Raw genomic sequence first — 14,633 nt, 5'->3', positions numbered from 1 at the left:
TTCTTAGTGCACGTATCGTGAACAATATGCCCAGCCTTGAAGACCTGACCATTTTTGTTCAGGTCGCCAAACGTGCCAGCTTTGCGGCAGTTGCCGATGAGCTTGGAATGTCTGCCGCGTTCATCAGCAAGCGCATTCGCGTGCTTGAAGACAACCTGGGGGTGCGGTTGTTGCACCGCACCACCCGGCGTGTGTCGGTGAGTGAAGAGGGCGAGCGCGTGTACCGCTGGGCGCTGCATATCTTTGATGCGGTGCAGCGCATGGGCGACGACATCAGTGCCCAGCACCGCGAGCCGGTAGGGCAACTGCGCATTGCCAGCAGCCTGGGGCTGGGCAGGCGTTTCGTTGCCCCGGCCTTGTCGGAGCTGGCCGAACGTTACCCGAAGCTGGATATCCGGCTGGACGTGCATGACCGCCTGGTTGACTTGATCGACGAAGGGGTCGACCTGGATATCCGCGTGGGCAACACCATCGCCCCGAACCTGATCGCCAAGCCACTGGCGAAGAACCGCCGTGTGCTCTGTGCCTCCCCAGACTACCTCGAACGTTGTGGCACGCCGCGAACCCTGGCGGAACTGGCCAGTCATGACTGCCTGGTGATCAAGGAACGTGACCACCCGTTCGGGATCTGGCAATTGGAAGGCCAGCAGGGTGAGGAGAGCGTGCGGGTGACTGGCACATTGTCGACCAACCATGGCGAAGTGGCCCACCAGTGGTGCCTGGATGGTCGCGGGATACTGCTGCGCTCTTGGTGGGACCTGCACGACAGCCTGGCGGCAGGGCGGTTGGTTCAGGTGCTCAGCGAGTACCACCAGCCGGCGGACATCTGGGCGGTGTACGCTTCGCCGCTGGCCAGTTCGGCGAAGGTTCGCGTTGCGGTGGAGTTTTTCCGTCAGTACTTTGCCGAACGCTACACCTTGCCTGGGTAGTCATTGTGTTCTCAGGCCCTGTGCGCGGCTACTGGATCGCCAACAAAGCTGGCTTGCCCTAACGGCGCCGTAGCAGGGCGATGAAGAATACCCCGCCAATCGCTGCCGTGGCGATGCCGATGGGCAAGTCTTGCGGGGCGATCAGGGTGCGGGCGGCAACGTCCACCCAGACCAGAAACAAACCGCCGAGCAAGGCGCTGACCGGCAGCAGTCGCCGGTGTTCGGCGCCCACCAGGCGCCGGGCCAGGTGCGGCAGCATCAACCCGACAAAACCAATCGCCCCGGACAACGCCACCAGCACCCCGGTCAGCAATGCGGTGCAGACGAACACCTGCACGCGTACCGCCTGGACATTGAACCCCAGGCTCACGGCCGTGTGTTCTCCGCTCATCAATGCATTCAAGCCACGGGCCAGGGCCAGCAAGGCGAGCAGGCCGAGCAGCAAGCACAGTGCCGGCAGCCAGAGCATCTCCCAACGTGCCAGGCCAAGCCCGCCGAGCATCCAGAACATCACCGAATTGCTGGCGTGTTGGTCGCCGGTGTACAGCAGCAGGTTGACCAGTGCCATCAGCACGAACGACACCGCCACCCCGGCCAGCAACAACCGTTCGCTGCTCAAGCGGCCTTGTTGATTGGCTACCGCCAGCACCAGGGCCATGCTGCCCAGGGCGCCGATGAAGGCGGCCAGCGGCAGGCTGAACACCCCGGCAAAATCGCCGAGGAACAGCACCACCAGTACTGCGCCCAGCGCCGCACCGGAGCTGACCCCCAGCAGGTGCGGGTCGGCCAGCGGGTTGCGAGTCACGGCTTGCAGGGCGGTGCCGACCAGGGCCAGGCCGGCGCCAACCAGTGCGCCCAGCACCACCCGTGGTGCACGAATCAGCCAGACGATGCGTGACTGGCCCTGCGTCCATTCACCGCCACCGCGTAGCCCCAACTGCTCGCCAACAATCCCCCAGACGTACGCCAACGGTACGCTCGCCGAGCCAAAGGCCAGCGCCGTCAGGCACGACACCAGCAGCACGCCCAGTAACCCAAGCACCAACAGGCGGTACGCCGCCACGCTACGTATCGGCATCACTGACCTGCCCGCGCCACGGTCTGCGGATGCAGGGCGTTGGCGATGGTTTCGATGGCCTCGGCGTTGTCCACGGACGGCGTCACCGCCACATAGGGCAGCACGATAAAGCGTTGCGTGCGGATTGCACTCACGCCCTGCAGGGCCGGGTGCTGCAGCAGGAAATCACGCTTCTGTTGCCAGGTGCGTGGGCCATAGTCGACGATCAGGATGACCTCGGGGTCTCGCTCGACCACACTTTCCCAGTTGACCTGGGTCCAGCTGGCGGCGATGTCGTCCATCACGTTGTGGCCACCTGCCGTCGTCAATAGCGCCTGCGGAATACCCAGGCGCCCAGAGGTCATGGGGCGGTCTTCGCCGCTGTCGTAGAGGAATACGCGCGGCGTTTCGTTCGTTGCCGTCAGCCGCGCCTGAACCCGGGCGATACGTTGGCGCAGCTCGTTGATCAACGCCTCGGCGCGGGCTTCGACCGAGAAGATTCGCCCGAGATTGCTCAGGTCACGGTACAGGTCGTCAAGGCTGGCCTCGCGTTGCGGCATGATCCGCGAGCAGGACTCGCTCAGTTCATAGACCTTGATCCCAAGTGGTTCAAGGCTGGCCGGGGTGAGCGGGCCGCCAATCCGCATGCCATAGCCCCAACCGGCGAAAAAGAAGTCGGCACCCGCGTCCAGCAGGTTCTCTTCGCTGGCGTAGTGGCTGGCGAGTTCCGGCACACCCTCGAGGGCCGTGCTGAGCCTCGGGTCGAGGGTTTTCCAGCCGCTGACGCCGGTGTAGCCGACCATGCGTTCGCGCAGGCCGAGGGCCAGTAACATCCCGGTCAGGTTGATGTCATGGCTGACCACGTGCTGCGGCGCCTGCTTGAATGTGACCTGGCGGTTGCAGCTCTGCACACTCAGCGGGTAATGGCTGGCCTGGGTCGAGAGGGCCGGCAGCAGCGCAAGCCAGGCGAGGTAGGGAAGCGCTCGTTTCATGGTTCGGTGATCCAGGTAATGCGCGGGTAGCCGGCCAGTGGATGGGTGTCGACCAGTGCATGCACACCGAATACCTGGTGCAGGCGTTCGGCCGTCAACACCTCGGCCGGTGTGCCGCTGGCGACAATGCAGCCGTTGTCGATGACGTAAAGGCGGTCGCAGAATGCCGCAGCCAGGTTCAGGTCGTGGAAACTGGCCAGGGTACTCAAGCCCAGGCGGCGCAAGTGGCCCAGCAGTTCCAGTTGGTAGCGTGGGTCGAGGTGGTTGGTCGGCTCGTCGAGTATCAACAGTTGCGGTTGCTGCACCAGTGCACGGGCCAGCAGCACGCGCTGTTTCTCGCCACCGGAAAGGGTGGCGAAATCGTGTTGATCAAGGTTGCCCAGGCCAACCGCGTCGAGGGTCTGTGCGATCAGCTGGCGGTCTGCCTGGTTGTCGCCGGTAAACATCCCCTGGTGGGGCGTGCGGCCCATGGCCACGACGTCAGCCACGGTAAGGCCGAACGCCTGGGGAAACTCCTGCAGCACGACGGCGATGCGTTGCGCGCTCCAGCGCGGGCGCTGCTGCCAGAGGTTAGTGCCGTCCAGGCTGACATGCCCGGCCAAGGGCAGGTTGAAGCGGTAGGCGCAGCGCAACAGGCTGGTCTTGCCACTGCCATTGGGGCCGATCAGACCGACGAACTCACTGGCCGCCACGTGCAGGTCGATACCGTGCAGCAACCAGTGCTGACGACGCTCGAGTGCTGCCGGCGTCCAGCGCAGTTGGTGGATATTCAATGCGGTCATGAGCGGCGGTTCCTTGTGCCTTAGAAACGGTAATCGAGGGTGGCGAAGTACGAGCGCGGCGCCCCCATCAGCCATTGCTCAGCGCTATGGGCCGTGACGGCATAGCGGCGGTCGAGCAGGTTATTCAGTTGCAGGCCCAAACGCACCTCCGGCAGCAGTTGCCAGCCGAGATTCCCATCGATCACGGTGTAGCCCGGTACCGTTGCGGTGTTGGCGGTATCGGCATAGCGCGCATCAACGTAACGCAAGCCCAGCCCGGCATCGAGGTTATTGCGCAAGGCCTTGCTGAGCCAGAGGTTGGCGGTGCGCCGTGGTACACCGATCGGGCGGTTGCCCGAGCGGGACACGATATTACCGGCCACCACCTCGTCGAAGTCATCATACGCGGCACGCACCAGCGAGGCGTTTGCCGAGACGTGCCACTGCTGCGCAAGGGCCAGTTCCAGGGTCGCCTCCAGGCCTTCGGAAGACTGCTGGCCGACTTGCTGGGTGAGTCGCGTGTGGCTGTCGGTGACCACTGGCAGCTTCTTTTTCACGATCTGATAAGCCGCCAGCGTCCATTCGCCACGGCCGTTCCAGAACTGCTGCTTGAGGCCGAGTTCGGTTTGCTTCGACTCGGTCAGGTCCATCTGCTGTGCAGCCGGGCTGAGGCTGATCAGGTCGCCAACCCCGTCTTCACTGGTGGAGTACTGGCCGTACAGCGACAACTGATCGGTGACTGCATACACCAGCCCGGCACGCCAGTTGCCGCCGTCGAGGCTGCGGTCGCTGCGCGTGCCGTCGACCCGGTTGTCTCGGTCGATATGGTTCTGGTCGCGGCGAATTCCGGTGACCAACGACCAGCGCTCTGACAATTGCGTGCGGTTTTCCGCGAACAGGGCAAAGGTCTGGGTGGTGCTGTGAGTTTGTGGGCGGGTGGGGTCCTGGCTGCTGAAGTATCCCGGGGCTGGTTGCCACGGGTCGATGTAGTCGCCGCCGTTGTCGGTGTACGGCGAATTGCTGTCGACGTCGAAACGAATCCGGTTGTATTCGGCACCGACCACGGTCTTGCTCGTCAGGCCTAATAACATATGGTCGAGGGAAAAGCTCTGGCGGTCGCCGATTTGCTCCTGGTCATGCTTGATGTGCAGGTAGCTCTGGCGCAGCAGTTGGTCGCGGCTGCTGTCCCAGCTGTAGTCCTCGGCATTGCGCCAGTGCCGGCGGCTCTTGATGTAATAGAGCTGGTTGCTGGCCGTCAGGCTCTCGTTGATCGACCAGTCGCTGTTCAGTCGCGTCCATTCATCGTGGTAACGCTGTACCGCGTCGTGGAGGTTGTAGTTCTTTTTGCGCAGGCTGTCGCGGTAGTGGCCGTCGATCAGCGGAGTACCGAAGTCGTTCATCGGCTCACTGTCGCCGCGCTCGTGGGCCAGGGTGAAGCTCAGGTCATCACTGGCATCCCAGCGCAATGCGGCACTGACGGCGAGGTTTTCCGAGTCGCCGCGATCAATCCAGCCGTTGCTCTGCTCACGGTTGAGGGTGAGCCGGTAGCTCAGCCGCTCGTTTAACGAACCACCGCTGTCCAGGCCCAATTGCTGGCGGTCATACGAGCCATAGCCCAGGCGCAGATGGTTACGGATCTCGCCGGTGAAGGGCTTCTTCGGGATCACATTGATCACGGCCCCGGTTGCCCCTTCGCCATACAGCACCGAGGCCGGGCCGCGAATGATGTCGATGCGTTCGACCATCCACGGGTCTACTGGGAAGCTCTGGGTGCCTGCACCGGTGTACAAGCGCGAGCCGTCGAACAGGGTCATCACCGAGCTGTGACCGCTGAAGCCTCGGGCAGAGAGGGCGGTGTTGCCGTTGCCCGGGGTGCCCACAGAGGTGATACCCGGCGAGCGACTGACCGCGTCCTGCACACTGCGGTTGTTGCGCCCGTCGATGGCCTCGGCAGCGAGGCTGCTGGTGCTGGCAGGCGTCTCCAGCGCACTGAGGTTCAGTCGGGAGCCGGTCGGCAGTGGCGTTGCCAGATTGATGGCTTCGCGTTGGCTATCACGATCGCCCGTGATGGCTGTCGAGGGCAGGGCGAGGATGCGCTCGGCATCATCGGTGGCCAGTGTCGGCAGTGAAAGCGAGAGGCAAGCAGAGGACACAAGGGTGTGAAACAGGTAATTGCGGGACATGTCGTTCCAGGCTGAAACAGGAATGAATGAATCCCGGGGGAATAACGCATAGAGGCATGACGAGCACGCAGGCGCCCGCCAACCGGCCTGCGCCCGCCCACCGCGGGGTTGCCAAACAAGGCTTCAGGCCGGTCTCCGGGCTTGCGAGGGTCATGAGGCCTTCACCTTCCCATGCCGTGGCACAGTGGTTTGTCGAAGGCCTCGCTCGCTTACCGTTGCGGGGGCAGCGCCGGACTGGTCAAAGAGACGCACCGGCTTCCCGTTTCACCCTGCGCACGGCGGCGCAGGACACCTGAAACTGGCGCGCATCTGAACATCGAACGCCAGCTCAGTCAATCACTTAGCCGCGTTGCGCGGCAGCAGTGGCAGGTGTTGTCGTGCTCGATTTGCGCACCAGGCTGATCATCAGGACGATGCCGGCGACCGCTGCGGTCATCAGGGTTTCATAGCGGTATGCGGCGCTGAACAACATGTAGCCGAGCACGCTGCAGATCAAGGCGATGACAAACCAGGTCAGCCATGGGAACAGCCACATCCGAAACACCGGGGTCTGGCCTTTCTGCTCCAGCTGCTTACGCATGCGCAGTTGTGACACCGCGATCACCAGGTACACCAGCAGGGCGATGGCGCCGGTGGTCGAGAGCAGGAAGCCAAAGACCTTGCCCGGCAACAGGTAGTTGATCAGGCAGCCGACGAAGCCTGCCAGGGTGGACATCAGCACGGCCACGGTCGGCACGCCGCTGCGCGAAATGTAGCGGGTTGCAGTCGGTGCTTCGCCGCGTGCGCCCAGCGAGTAAAGCATGCGCGATGCGGTGTACAGGCCCGAGTTCATGCAACTGGTCACGGCGACGAACACCACCAGGTCAACGATCAGTTTCGCGCCTGGCACATTGAGCACTTCCAGTGCGCGCTGGAACGAGCCGACTTGCAGCAGTCGTGGGTCGTTCCAGGCAACCAGCGAGACGATGAAGAAAATCGAGAAAATGTAGAAGATCGCAATGCGGTAGATCACCAGGTTGGTGGCGCGGCGGATCTTCTCTTTGGGGTTCTCGGTTTCGTCGGCGGCGATGGTTACGATCTCGGCGCCGAAGAACGAGAAGATGGTCACCAGAATGCCGCCCAGTACCGCACCAAAGCCATTCGGCATGAAGCCGCCATTGCTCAGCAGTTGGCCGACCCCCGAGACCTCAGCCAGCGGCCAGTAGCCCAGTACGGCCGCGCTGCATACGCCGATGAAGGCCAGGATGGCGATGATCTTGATCAGGGCGAACCAGTACTCGAAGGTGCCGAAATTGCGCACGCTGATCAGGTTGGTGGCCGACAGGGTGATCATGATCAGGAAAGTGAAGGCCCAGGACGGGATGGCGGGGTACCAGGCATGCAGGATGTCGGCACCGGCGATGGCTTCGACCGGGATGATCAACACCCAGAACCACCAGTACAGCCAGCCGATGGTGAAGCCGGCCCAAGGGCCGATGGCCTCGCCGGCGTAGGTGGAAAACGAACCGCTGTTCGGGTTTGCAACGGCCATTTCGCCGAGCATGCGCATGACCAACAGCACCAGCAAGCCGGTCAGTGCGTAGGAGATCAGGATGGCCGGGCCTGCGGTGGCGATGGCGTTGGAGGAGCCGATGAATAGACCCGCACCGATAATGCCTGCGATGGAGATCATCGAGACCTGGCGTGTGGTCAGGCCATGCTTGAGCGAGCGTTGCCCGCGGTTGTTATTGTTTGAACTCATGCATCAACCCTCGGTTCAGCAGCCCCCTGGCTCACAGGTCCGTTCGGGATGAGCCGGCGCTGAACAATCGTTAGTAAGGAAACCTTCCGTGTCGGTACTGCGTCCTGGTCCTGGTAATTGATCCAGATCAGTATTGGTCGACGAACGGGGCTTCAACAAACGAGCAATACTCAGAACATCATTCCTTGGAGGAATTCAAGGTGTGCCTGGGACGACCGTGCGAGGTCTTAAGGAAAACCTTCTTGCTAAGTGCTTTGTGACCGGTGACGCCAAATTCGATACTTTTAGGAATGACAGTAGAATTTTTATTCGCTTGTGCCAGGCCACCGTCACTCGCTTAGATAGCCGCCATACACGACCCTCAAGCCACGGGAGCGGCGCTTGTCATGCCTGCGCAAACCATCAGCAATTCCATCGCAATAGTTCACCCGATCGAACTCGATCATGGCTGCAATGCCGAGGTCTGGGATGTCGATGGCAAGCGTTACATCGACTTTGTCGGCGGTATCGGCGTGCTCAACCTGGGCCATTGCAACCCGGCGGTGGTGGCGGCGATTCAGGCGCAAGCAGCACGCTTGACCCACTCGGCGTTCAACGCTGTGCCGCACACGCCTTACCTTCAGTTGATGGAGCGGCTTGTGGCGTTCATCGGCCTGAGCTACCCAGCCAGTGGCATGCTCACCAACAGTGGTGCCGAAGCAGCCGAAAATGCCCTGAAAATTGCCCGGGGCGTTACCCGGCGCACTGCAGTGGTGGCGTTCGACGGCGGTTTTCATGGCCGCACCCTGGCCACCCTGAACCTCAATGGCAAGGTCGCCCCGTACAAACAAGGCATTGGTGTGTTGCCGGGGCCGGTCTATCACTTGCCATACCCTAGCCCGGACAACGACGTCAGTGTCGATCAGGCGCTGAAGGCCATGGAGCGCCTGTTCAGTGTCGAAATCGACGTCAACGAGGTGGCCTGTTTTATCCTGGAGCCGATTCAGGGCGAGGGTGGTTTCCTGGCGCTGGAGCCAGCGTTTGCCCGGCACCTGCGTCAGTTCTGCGATGAGCGCGGGATTCTGCTGATTGTCGATGAAATTCAGTCTGGCTTCGGTCGCACCGGGCAGCGTTTTGGCTTCGGTCGCCTGGGTATTGAGCCGGACCTGCTGCTGCTGGGCAAGAGTATTGCTGGCGGGGTTCCGCTGGGCGCGGTGGTGGGCCGTCGGCAATTGATGGACACGCTGCAGCGCGGCGCATTGGGCGGTACCTATTCAGGCAACCCAATAGCCTGTGCGGCGGCGTTGGCCAGCCTGGAGCAAATGAGCGACAGCAACCTCGCCACCTGGGGCGAGCGGCAAGAGAAGGCGATTGTCGAGCGTTATCAGCGCTGGAAAGCGTCCGGTTTGTCCGCTTACCTGGGGCGCTTGACCGGCACGGGCGCCATGCGCGGCATCGAGTTGGTAAACGCGGACGGCTCGCCAGCGCCTCAGGCGCTGGCCACGTTGCTGCAAACCACCCGTGAGGCGGGGCTGTTGATCATGCCGAGTGGCAAATACCGGCATATCGTGCGCCTGCTGGCGCCGCTCACCATTGAACCCGAGGTGTTCGAGGAAGGCCTGGATATTCTCGAACGCTGCCTGGCTGGACTCAGCGCCTGACATCATTGCCCGCCTTACTGCTCGCAGCGGCCCTCGGGCCGCTGTACCACGACGTCCTGAAGACGCTGACCCGGCTGGCGACCTTGCCACCTCGGTAAAAAATACCCTTCACCCCATGAACCTTGTGCAGCGGCTCCAGTCTTAGGCCCTGCCTTGGCATGTCTTGCCTTGGCTGCGTTACTGCCTTTTCTGTCGTCACCTCTTCAGAGCTGTCTGCCTCATGCGCCAAGCCGTCCACTGTTCCCGCGTTGTTTCGCTCTGCCTCGTCCCGCTGTTGCCGCTGCTTTCCAGCCCCGCCCATGCGCGCGGGGAACAGCAACTGGCGGAGGCGATCAACGACTACCGTGCTCATCCCCAGCGTTGCAGCAGAAGTGCGGGCCGCGCCTTGCCGCCACTGGCGCTGAAGTCGAGCCTGGCGTTGCCGATTCGCTATCGCGGTGAAATGCGCGAGGCGCTGAAGGATTCCGGCTATCGGGCCGTTGCAGTGCGGAGTATCCGCTTGGTGGGTGCCTACGACGCTGATGAGGCGTTCGACCAGCTAGCGCGTGATTACTGCGCAGCCTTGCTCGATAACCAGTACGCGGATATCGGCATCCGTCGTGACGACAGTGAGTGGCGAGTCGTGTTGGCGCGCCCCTTGCTCGAGGGGCATCTGGAGGATCGGCGAGCAGCGGGCGCTACCTTGCTGGCACAGGTCAATGCGGCGCGGGCAAAGCCGCGCCTCTGTGGTCGTAAACGGTTTGCCGCCGCCCGGCCGCTTACCTGGAGTAGCGCCCTGGGGGCCGCAGCGCAAGGGCATAGCCGGTCGATGGCCAGCGGCAACTACCTGGCCCATCGGGACCTTGATGGTGACATGCCTGCAGACCGGGCATGGGCGGCAGGCTACCGTGGCCGGCAGATTGGCGAGAACATCGCCGCCGGGCAAGGTTCAGCGAGCAAGGCCCTGGCGGGCTGGCTGGCCAGCCCTGGCCACTGCGCCAACCTGATGAGCCCGATGTTTACCCAGGTTGGCGCGGCCTATGCGACAAACTCGCGTAGCGATGCGGGGGTCTATTGGACGATGGTGTTCGGTGCGCCCTGAGTAAAGCCCTTGTGCCGCAGGGGGGGATTTCGCGCATTATTAGCACCATCAGCAAAAGGGAGAGTTACATGCGCGTCCTATCATCCGCTTTGCGTTTTGCCGCGTTGTCTGTGGGGGTGGTGTTAGCCGCCACGGCAGCCGCGACCGAGGAGACGCAACTGGTCCAGTCGATCAATGCCTACCGCAGCCAGGTGCAGCGTTGTGCGGGGCAGGCCTCGCAGGAGTTGCCGCCACTTGCAGCCGATCCGCGTCTGGTGCTGTCTGCCAGTAGTGTCGGTGACCTGCAGCAGGCACTGGCGCGAGCCTCGTACCCGATGGTCAATGTGCAGGCGATCAGCTTGTCCGGGCCGCGTGATGCGCAGGCGGCGATGAAGGCGGTGCAGGAGAGTTTCTGCCAGATTGTGCTCGACCCGCAGTTCGTCGATATCGGCGTCAGCCGCGAAGACCGTGCCTGGCGCATCGTGCTGGCCCGGCCGCTGCTGGCGGGGCGACTGGGCGACTGGCAAGCCGAGGGCCAGAAGCTCCTCGAACAGATCAACAGCGCACGTGCGCAGGCCCGCCAGTGCGGCACCCAGCCCTTTGGCGCGACAACACCGTTGGCCTGGAATGCGACACTGGCAACGGCGGCTGAAGGCCATACCCGATCCATGGCCAACAACAATTTCTTCGATCACAAGGACCGCGAGGGTCGTACACCGGGTGACCGGGCTGAACTGGCAGGTTACAGCGGCCAACTGATTGGCGAGAACATTGCCGCCGGGCAGGACACCGTACGCAAGGTGGTCGACGGCTGGCTGGCCAGTCCTGGCCATTGTGCCAACCTGATGAACCCGAGGTTCCGCGAACTGGGCGCAGCCTACGCAGTCGACCCCAAGAGTGACGCGGGGATCTACTGGACCGCGATGTTCGGTACGCCGTGAGCGCCTGTAATGGTATCGGCGCGGTGTCAGTACGTGCGCGGTGCCTGCATCGTTGGCAAGCCAACTCCCACAGGGAGCACGGCGCTTTCGGTATTTGGCTTAGGGGCGTTTCTTTTGCAGACTTTTCAGGCGCTGGGTTGCGCGCTGTGCGGCGGCCATCTTTTCCGGCCGCTTCATGCGCTTCCATTTCTTGATGTCTTCCTTGCTGCGACCACAGCTCAGGCACAGGTCGCCGCTGAGCTGGCAGACGGCGATACACGGGTTCTCGATATCCTTGGCCATGCTTCAACCCCGCGCCAAACGCTGTTGCCAGTTTCCCGCATGAGTGCGCTGGCATTGTTCTTCCGTGTCGTAGTGCACATGTCTCGACACGGGGTCGAGGGCAATCCCGGCTTCAGCCAGCGCCATTGCCGTCAGCTCAACCATGCGCGCGCCTTGCCCGCTGGCCAGGGCCTGTTGCTTGTTGGTCAGGGTATCGAAGACCCAGGTCACCCTCAGGCTGGAGGGGAACGCCCGGTAATCCACCGTGTGGGTTAGCCAGCAGAACCCGACGATTTCTGCCTTGGCCGTCTCGCAGGCCTCGGTCAGGGTTGCCACCAGGCGGCGCTCGATGTTCGCCTGATCGCGCTTGTTGAAAAACATGGGTTGATCCTTGCCTGTGTGTCGACGTGCAGTCTCTGGGGTGAAACGTTTTTTGCGCGAAGGGGTGACTTGTTCCGCTTGGCCGTCATCTCTGCTTGCATCATAAGCGATGTGCTGATGCCTCAAGCACAGAATGCTGAGTTGCTGATCGATATCGACTACTTCAGCAATCGCGCTGATTCGGGCTGCGGACCAGGCGTTTTACAGCGCGAAAGCCGCAGGCCGCAACCGTGTGGCTGTTCATGCGGCGCTACAGCAGGAGCAGCAAGCCCCCGGCTGACAGGCCTAGCAGGAAGCACAGGCTTTCCACGCCCGCTTTTCGGGAGGCCAGGGTGAAGGCATAGATCCCCTTGACCAGGTTGTTGCTGGCCGCTGCAACGATGATGGCGGAGGCTGCGACCGACAGCGGGGTGCTGCTCACGGCAGACTGCGTCATGCCGAGAATGAACGGGTCTACATCGGTGACGCCCATCACCGAGGCCAGTGAGTAGATGCCCACGGACCCCAAGTATTCGATTGCCAGGTGTGTTGCCACCAGCATGCCGACAAACAGAAATGCGAACAGTAGCGCGGCACTGATTTCCAGCGGGTTCTTGGGTTCAAGTGGCTTTATCGTCGTCGCCCCGGCGTATCCTTTTCGCGACCATAGCCAACCGATGAGTATCGCCATACTGCCCAGGACGATGAACGGAAGTGCCAGGCGGCTCATCAGGTCGCGGTTGAACAGGGCCAGGAGTGCCGCCAGGCGCAAGTACATGGCGCCCGATGCAATCAGGATGGCGCCAGAATAAAGGTGCGCCTGTTCTTCCTGCTGCGAGCGCCTGGCAAGCACCACCGTGGTCACAGTCGATGAATAGGCGCCCCCCACGAGTGCCGACATCAACACGCTGCTCTGGTTTTTTGTCACGCGCTGCAACACATAGCTGCCATACGACAATGCGCTCACAGCAACCACAACAAGCCAGGTGGTGAAGGGGTTGATCTGAAACGGGGTGAGTGGTGTGTTCGGCAACAGTGGCAGGATGACTGCGGACAGCAGGAGAAATTTTGCGAAGGTCAGGATGTCCGTGGTTTCAATGCGCTTAGCCAGGTTTTCCAGCTGTGTCTTCAGCTCCAGGAGGATGATGCTCGACACGGTCAGCGCGGTGGCCAGCCAGAACATCTCGTGATAGATCAGGGCGCCCACCAGGTAGGTGGTCAGCCCGGACATTTCCGAGGTGATGCCGGGTGATCCGGTAGAGGAGAGTCGGTGCCAGTAGGCCAGTAACAGGAAGGCGGCCACAACGGCAAAGCCCAACGCTTGCGGCAGCAGTTCGCCACTGTTCAACACTGCAATCGAGTAACCGATCAGGCCTATCAGTGGATAGGTACGGACGCCGCCAAACGCATACTGGTCATTGTTGGTCTTGTGCTCTTCGCGTTCCAGCCCGATGAGGAAAGACAGGAACAGCACAAAGAACAGGTGGATTGCGTCTGTGGGAAGCCAGTCAAAGCTGTTCATCGAGTCTCATCAAGGCAGGTGGCAAGAAACTTTCACACTATAGACTCATCCGGGTGGAAAGCTTGCCGGTTACCGGTGTTCGCATCCATTCACCGCCGGGTTAGCCGTGTTTGAGGGGCAAGCGGAACCCGTTGCGCTTCAGTGTCTCGCTCGGAAGCTCCTTGAACAGTGCCTGGTAACTGCTGGAAAACCGCCCCAGGTGCCAGAACGACCAGCGCATTGCCACTTCCGCCACGGTCACATCGCGGGCCTTGAGCAGTTCGCGTCGTGCGCCGTTGAGGCGACGCAGGCGTAGCCAGTGGGTCGGGGTCATGCCGGTATAGGCTTTGAAGGCGCTCTGCAGTTGGCGCAACGATCCTCCCGCAATGTGCGAGAGCTCCAGCAAGTTGACGGTTTCCTCGGGTGAGTCCGCCGCCCACTCGCATACCCTGCGCATGATGTTGCGCTCTTCGGTGCGCCGCCACAGCTCGTTCTGCCCAAGGCGGGCACAGGCGTTGTCGAGGATGAACAAACAGTCTTCCAGCAACTGCTCGGCCAGTGCGCCCTGGTCGGGTGAGTCGAGGCTTTGCGAGAGTCGGGTGAGGGTGCTGCTCAGCCAGCTGCTGAACAAGGCATTCTGCTGGGAGTTGAGCGGCGCCATGAACAGGCCTTCCATCGCGGCGACATCCAGCCCGTGCCCACGAACGAACTCCGGCCCAAACACCACGGCCACTTCCTGGTAGTTCTCCGGAGTGATCCAGATATTGCGGCTCTCGCCGTTCAACACGTAAAGGCTGTTGTCGCTGCGGTCGAAACAGAACGCCAGTGAGCCACTGGGTGCGCTGAAGCTCTGTTCTACGCGAGTGTTCATGCGTTCTTCGTAGACGTCCACGCCCTGTAGGTCCAGGCAGCGCACCAGCCCCGCGAAATGCCCAGGGGACATCTGCTGATAGTGCTGTGCCCAGCCAGGGGTCGCACGCACCTGTTCGGCAACATCGGCGGTGGTAAAAGCCTGGACACGCAAGGGGTTCAGCGATGTCATGGAAACCTTCAATGCACTACATTGGTGCATTTTGTTGTGTTCAAAGTGGATAGATCGAAGCCCGATCGCTCGCCCAAGATAGTCCTCAACGCGATGCAGGGGAAGCCATGCACCCCGCGATGCGTAGAAGGCGCCATGTCGGGTGCCACCCCAAAACAACAACGA

General features: G+C 62.1%; 12 protein-coding genes, 1 pseudogene and 1 riboswitch. Of the genes and pseudogenes, 4 read left to right on the top strand and 9 right to left on the bottom strand.

Annotated features, from left to right (window positions below):
• Nucleotides 1-26 precede the first annotated feature (26 nt).
• Nucleotides 27-929 (top strand): LysR substrate-binding domain-containing protein, encoded by a 903-nt coding sequence (locus CS390_RS14625; protein WP_305885270.1) that lies wholly within the window; start codon nucleotides 27-29, stop codon nucleotides 927-929.
• A 58-nt stretch (nucleotides 930-987) separates the two neighbouring features.
• On the opposite strand, the gene CS390_RS14620 is transcribed toward CS390_RS14625, so the two are convergent.
• The 5 genes and pseudogenes from CS390_RS14620 to CS390_RS14600 form a co-directional block, all read right to left on the bottom strand.
• On the bottom strand, nucleotides 988-2,007 hold the full coding sequence (locus CS390_RS14620; protein WP_065758632.1) for an iron ABC transporter permease: 1,020 nt from the start codon (nucleotides 2,005-2,007) through the stop codon (nucleotides 988-990).
• Nucleotides 2,007-2,978: an ABC transporter substrate-binding protein gene (locus CS390_RS14615; protein WP_065758633.1), complete on the bottom strand. Its 972-nt coding sequence runs from the start codon at nucleotides 2,976-2,978 to the stop codon at nucleotides 2,007-2,009. The genes CS390_RS14620 and CS390_RS14615 overlap by 1 nt, the downstream gene beginning before the upstream one ends.
• Nucleotides 2,975-3,760 carry an ABC transporter ATP-binding protein gene (locus CS390_RS14610; protein WP_099775180.1) on the bottom strand — a complete coding sequence of 262 codons (786 nt, stop codon included), beginning with the start codon at nucleotides 3,758-3,760 and terminating at the stop codon, nucleotides 2,975-2,977. The genes CS390_RS14615 and CS390_RS14610 overlap by 4 nt, the downstream gene beginning before the upstream one ends.
• A 20-nt stretch (nucleotides 3,761-3,780) precedes the next feature.
• Nucleotides 3,781-5,972 (bottom strand): annotated as a pseudogene (locus CS390_RS14605) (TonB-dependent receptor).
• 58 nt (nucleotides 5,973-6,030) lie between these two features.
• Nucleotides 6,031-6,233: riboswitch (cobalamin riboswitch) on the bottom strand.
• Nucleotides 6,234-6,262: 29 nt separating this feature from the next.
• Nucleotides 6,263-7,663: an amino acid permease gene (locus CS390_RS14600; RefSeq protein ID WP_065758636.1), complete on the bottom strand. Its 1,401-nt coding sequence runs from the start codon at nucleotides 7,661-7,663 to the stop codon at nucleotides 6,263-6,265.
• Between the two features lie 386 nt (nucleotides 7,664-8,049).
• On the opposite strand from CS390_RS14600, the gene CS390_RS14595 reads away from it, so the two are divergent.
• The 3 genes from CS390_RS14595 to CS390_RS14585 all read left to right on the top strand — a co-directional run bounded on the left by CS390_RS14595 (nucleotide 8,050) and on the right by CS390_RS14585 (nucleotide 11,304).
• Nucleotides 8,050-9,303 carry an aspartate aminotransferase family protein gene (locus tag CS390_RS14595; protein ID WP_099775178.1) on the top strand — a complete coding sequence of 418 codons (1,254 nt, stop codon included), beginning with the start codon at nucleotides 8,050-8,052 and terminating at the stop codon, nucleotides 9,301-9,303.
• Nucleotides 9,304-9,523: 220 nt separating this feature from the next.
• The gene (locus tag CS390_RS14590) at nucleotides 9,524-10,384 is read left to right on the top strand and encodes a CAP domain-containing protein (protein WP_099775177.1); all 861 of its coding nucleotides are present in this window, start codon (nucleotides 9,524-9,526) and stop codon (nucleotides 10,382-10,384) included.
• Nucleotides 10,385-10,452: 68 nt separating this feature from the next.
• Nucleotides 10,453-11,304: a CAP domain-containing protein gene (locus CS390_RS14585; protein ID WP_099775176.1), complete on the top strand. Its 852-nt coding sequence runs from the start codon at nucleotides 10,453-10,455 to the stop codon at nucleotides 11,302-11,304.
• Between the two features lie 99 nt (nucleotides 11,305-11,403).
• Here CS390_RS14585 and CS390_RS14580 read toward each other — a convergent pair whose 3' ends face one another.
• The 4 genes from CS390_RS14580 to CS390_RS14565 all read right to left on the bottom strand — a co-directional run bounded on the left by CS390_RS14580 (nucleotide 11,404) and on the right by CS390_RS14565 (nucleotide 14,468).
• On the bottom strand, nucleotides 11,404-11,586 hold the full coding sequence (locus CS390_RS14580; protein ID WP_099775175.1) for a DUF1289 domain-containing protein: 183 nt from the start codon (nucleotides 11,584-11,586) through the stop codon (nucleotides 11,404-11,406).
• Between the two features lie 3 nt (nucleotides 11,587-11,589).
• Nucleotides 11,590-11,946: a hypothetical protein gene (locus CS390_RS14575; protein ID WP_099775174.1), complete on the bottom strand. Its 357-nt coding sequence runs from the start codon at nucleotides 11,944-11,946 to the stop codon at nucleotides 11,590-11,592.
• Between the two features lie 250 nt (nucleotides 11,947-12,196).
• On the bottom strand, nucleotides 12,197-13,447 hold the full coding sequence (locus CS390_RS14570) for an MgtC/SapB family protein (protein WP_099775173.1): 1,251 nt from the start codon (nucleotides 13,445-13,447) through the stop codon (nucleotides 12,197-12,199).
• 100 nt (nucleotides 13,448-13,547) lie between these two features.
• Nucleotides 13,548-14,468, bottom strand: a complete 921-nt coding sequence (locus CS390_RS14565; RefSeq protein WP_099775172.1) for a helix-turn-helix domain-containing protein — start codon at nucleotides 14,466-14,468, stop codon at nucleotides 13,548-13,550.
• Nucleotides 14,469-14,633 lie beyond the last annotated feature (165 nt).

It is taken from the genome of Pseudomonas sp. HLS-6, from assembly GCF_002753995.1.
GTDB lineage: Bacteria > Pseudomonadota > Gammaproteobacteria > Pseudomonadales > Pseudomonadaceae > Aquipseudomonas > Aquipseudomonas defluvii.
Note: the sequence above shows the minus strand (reverse complement) of the source record. Positions and strands in the feature narration are given on the sequence as shown.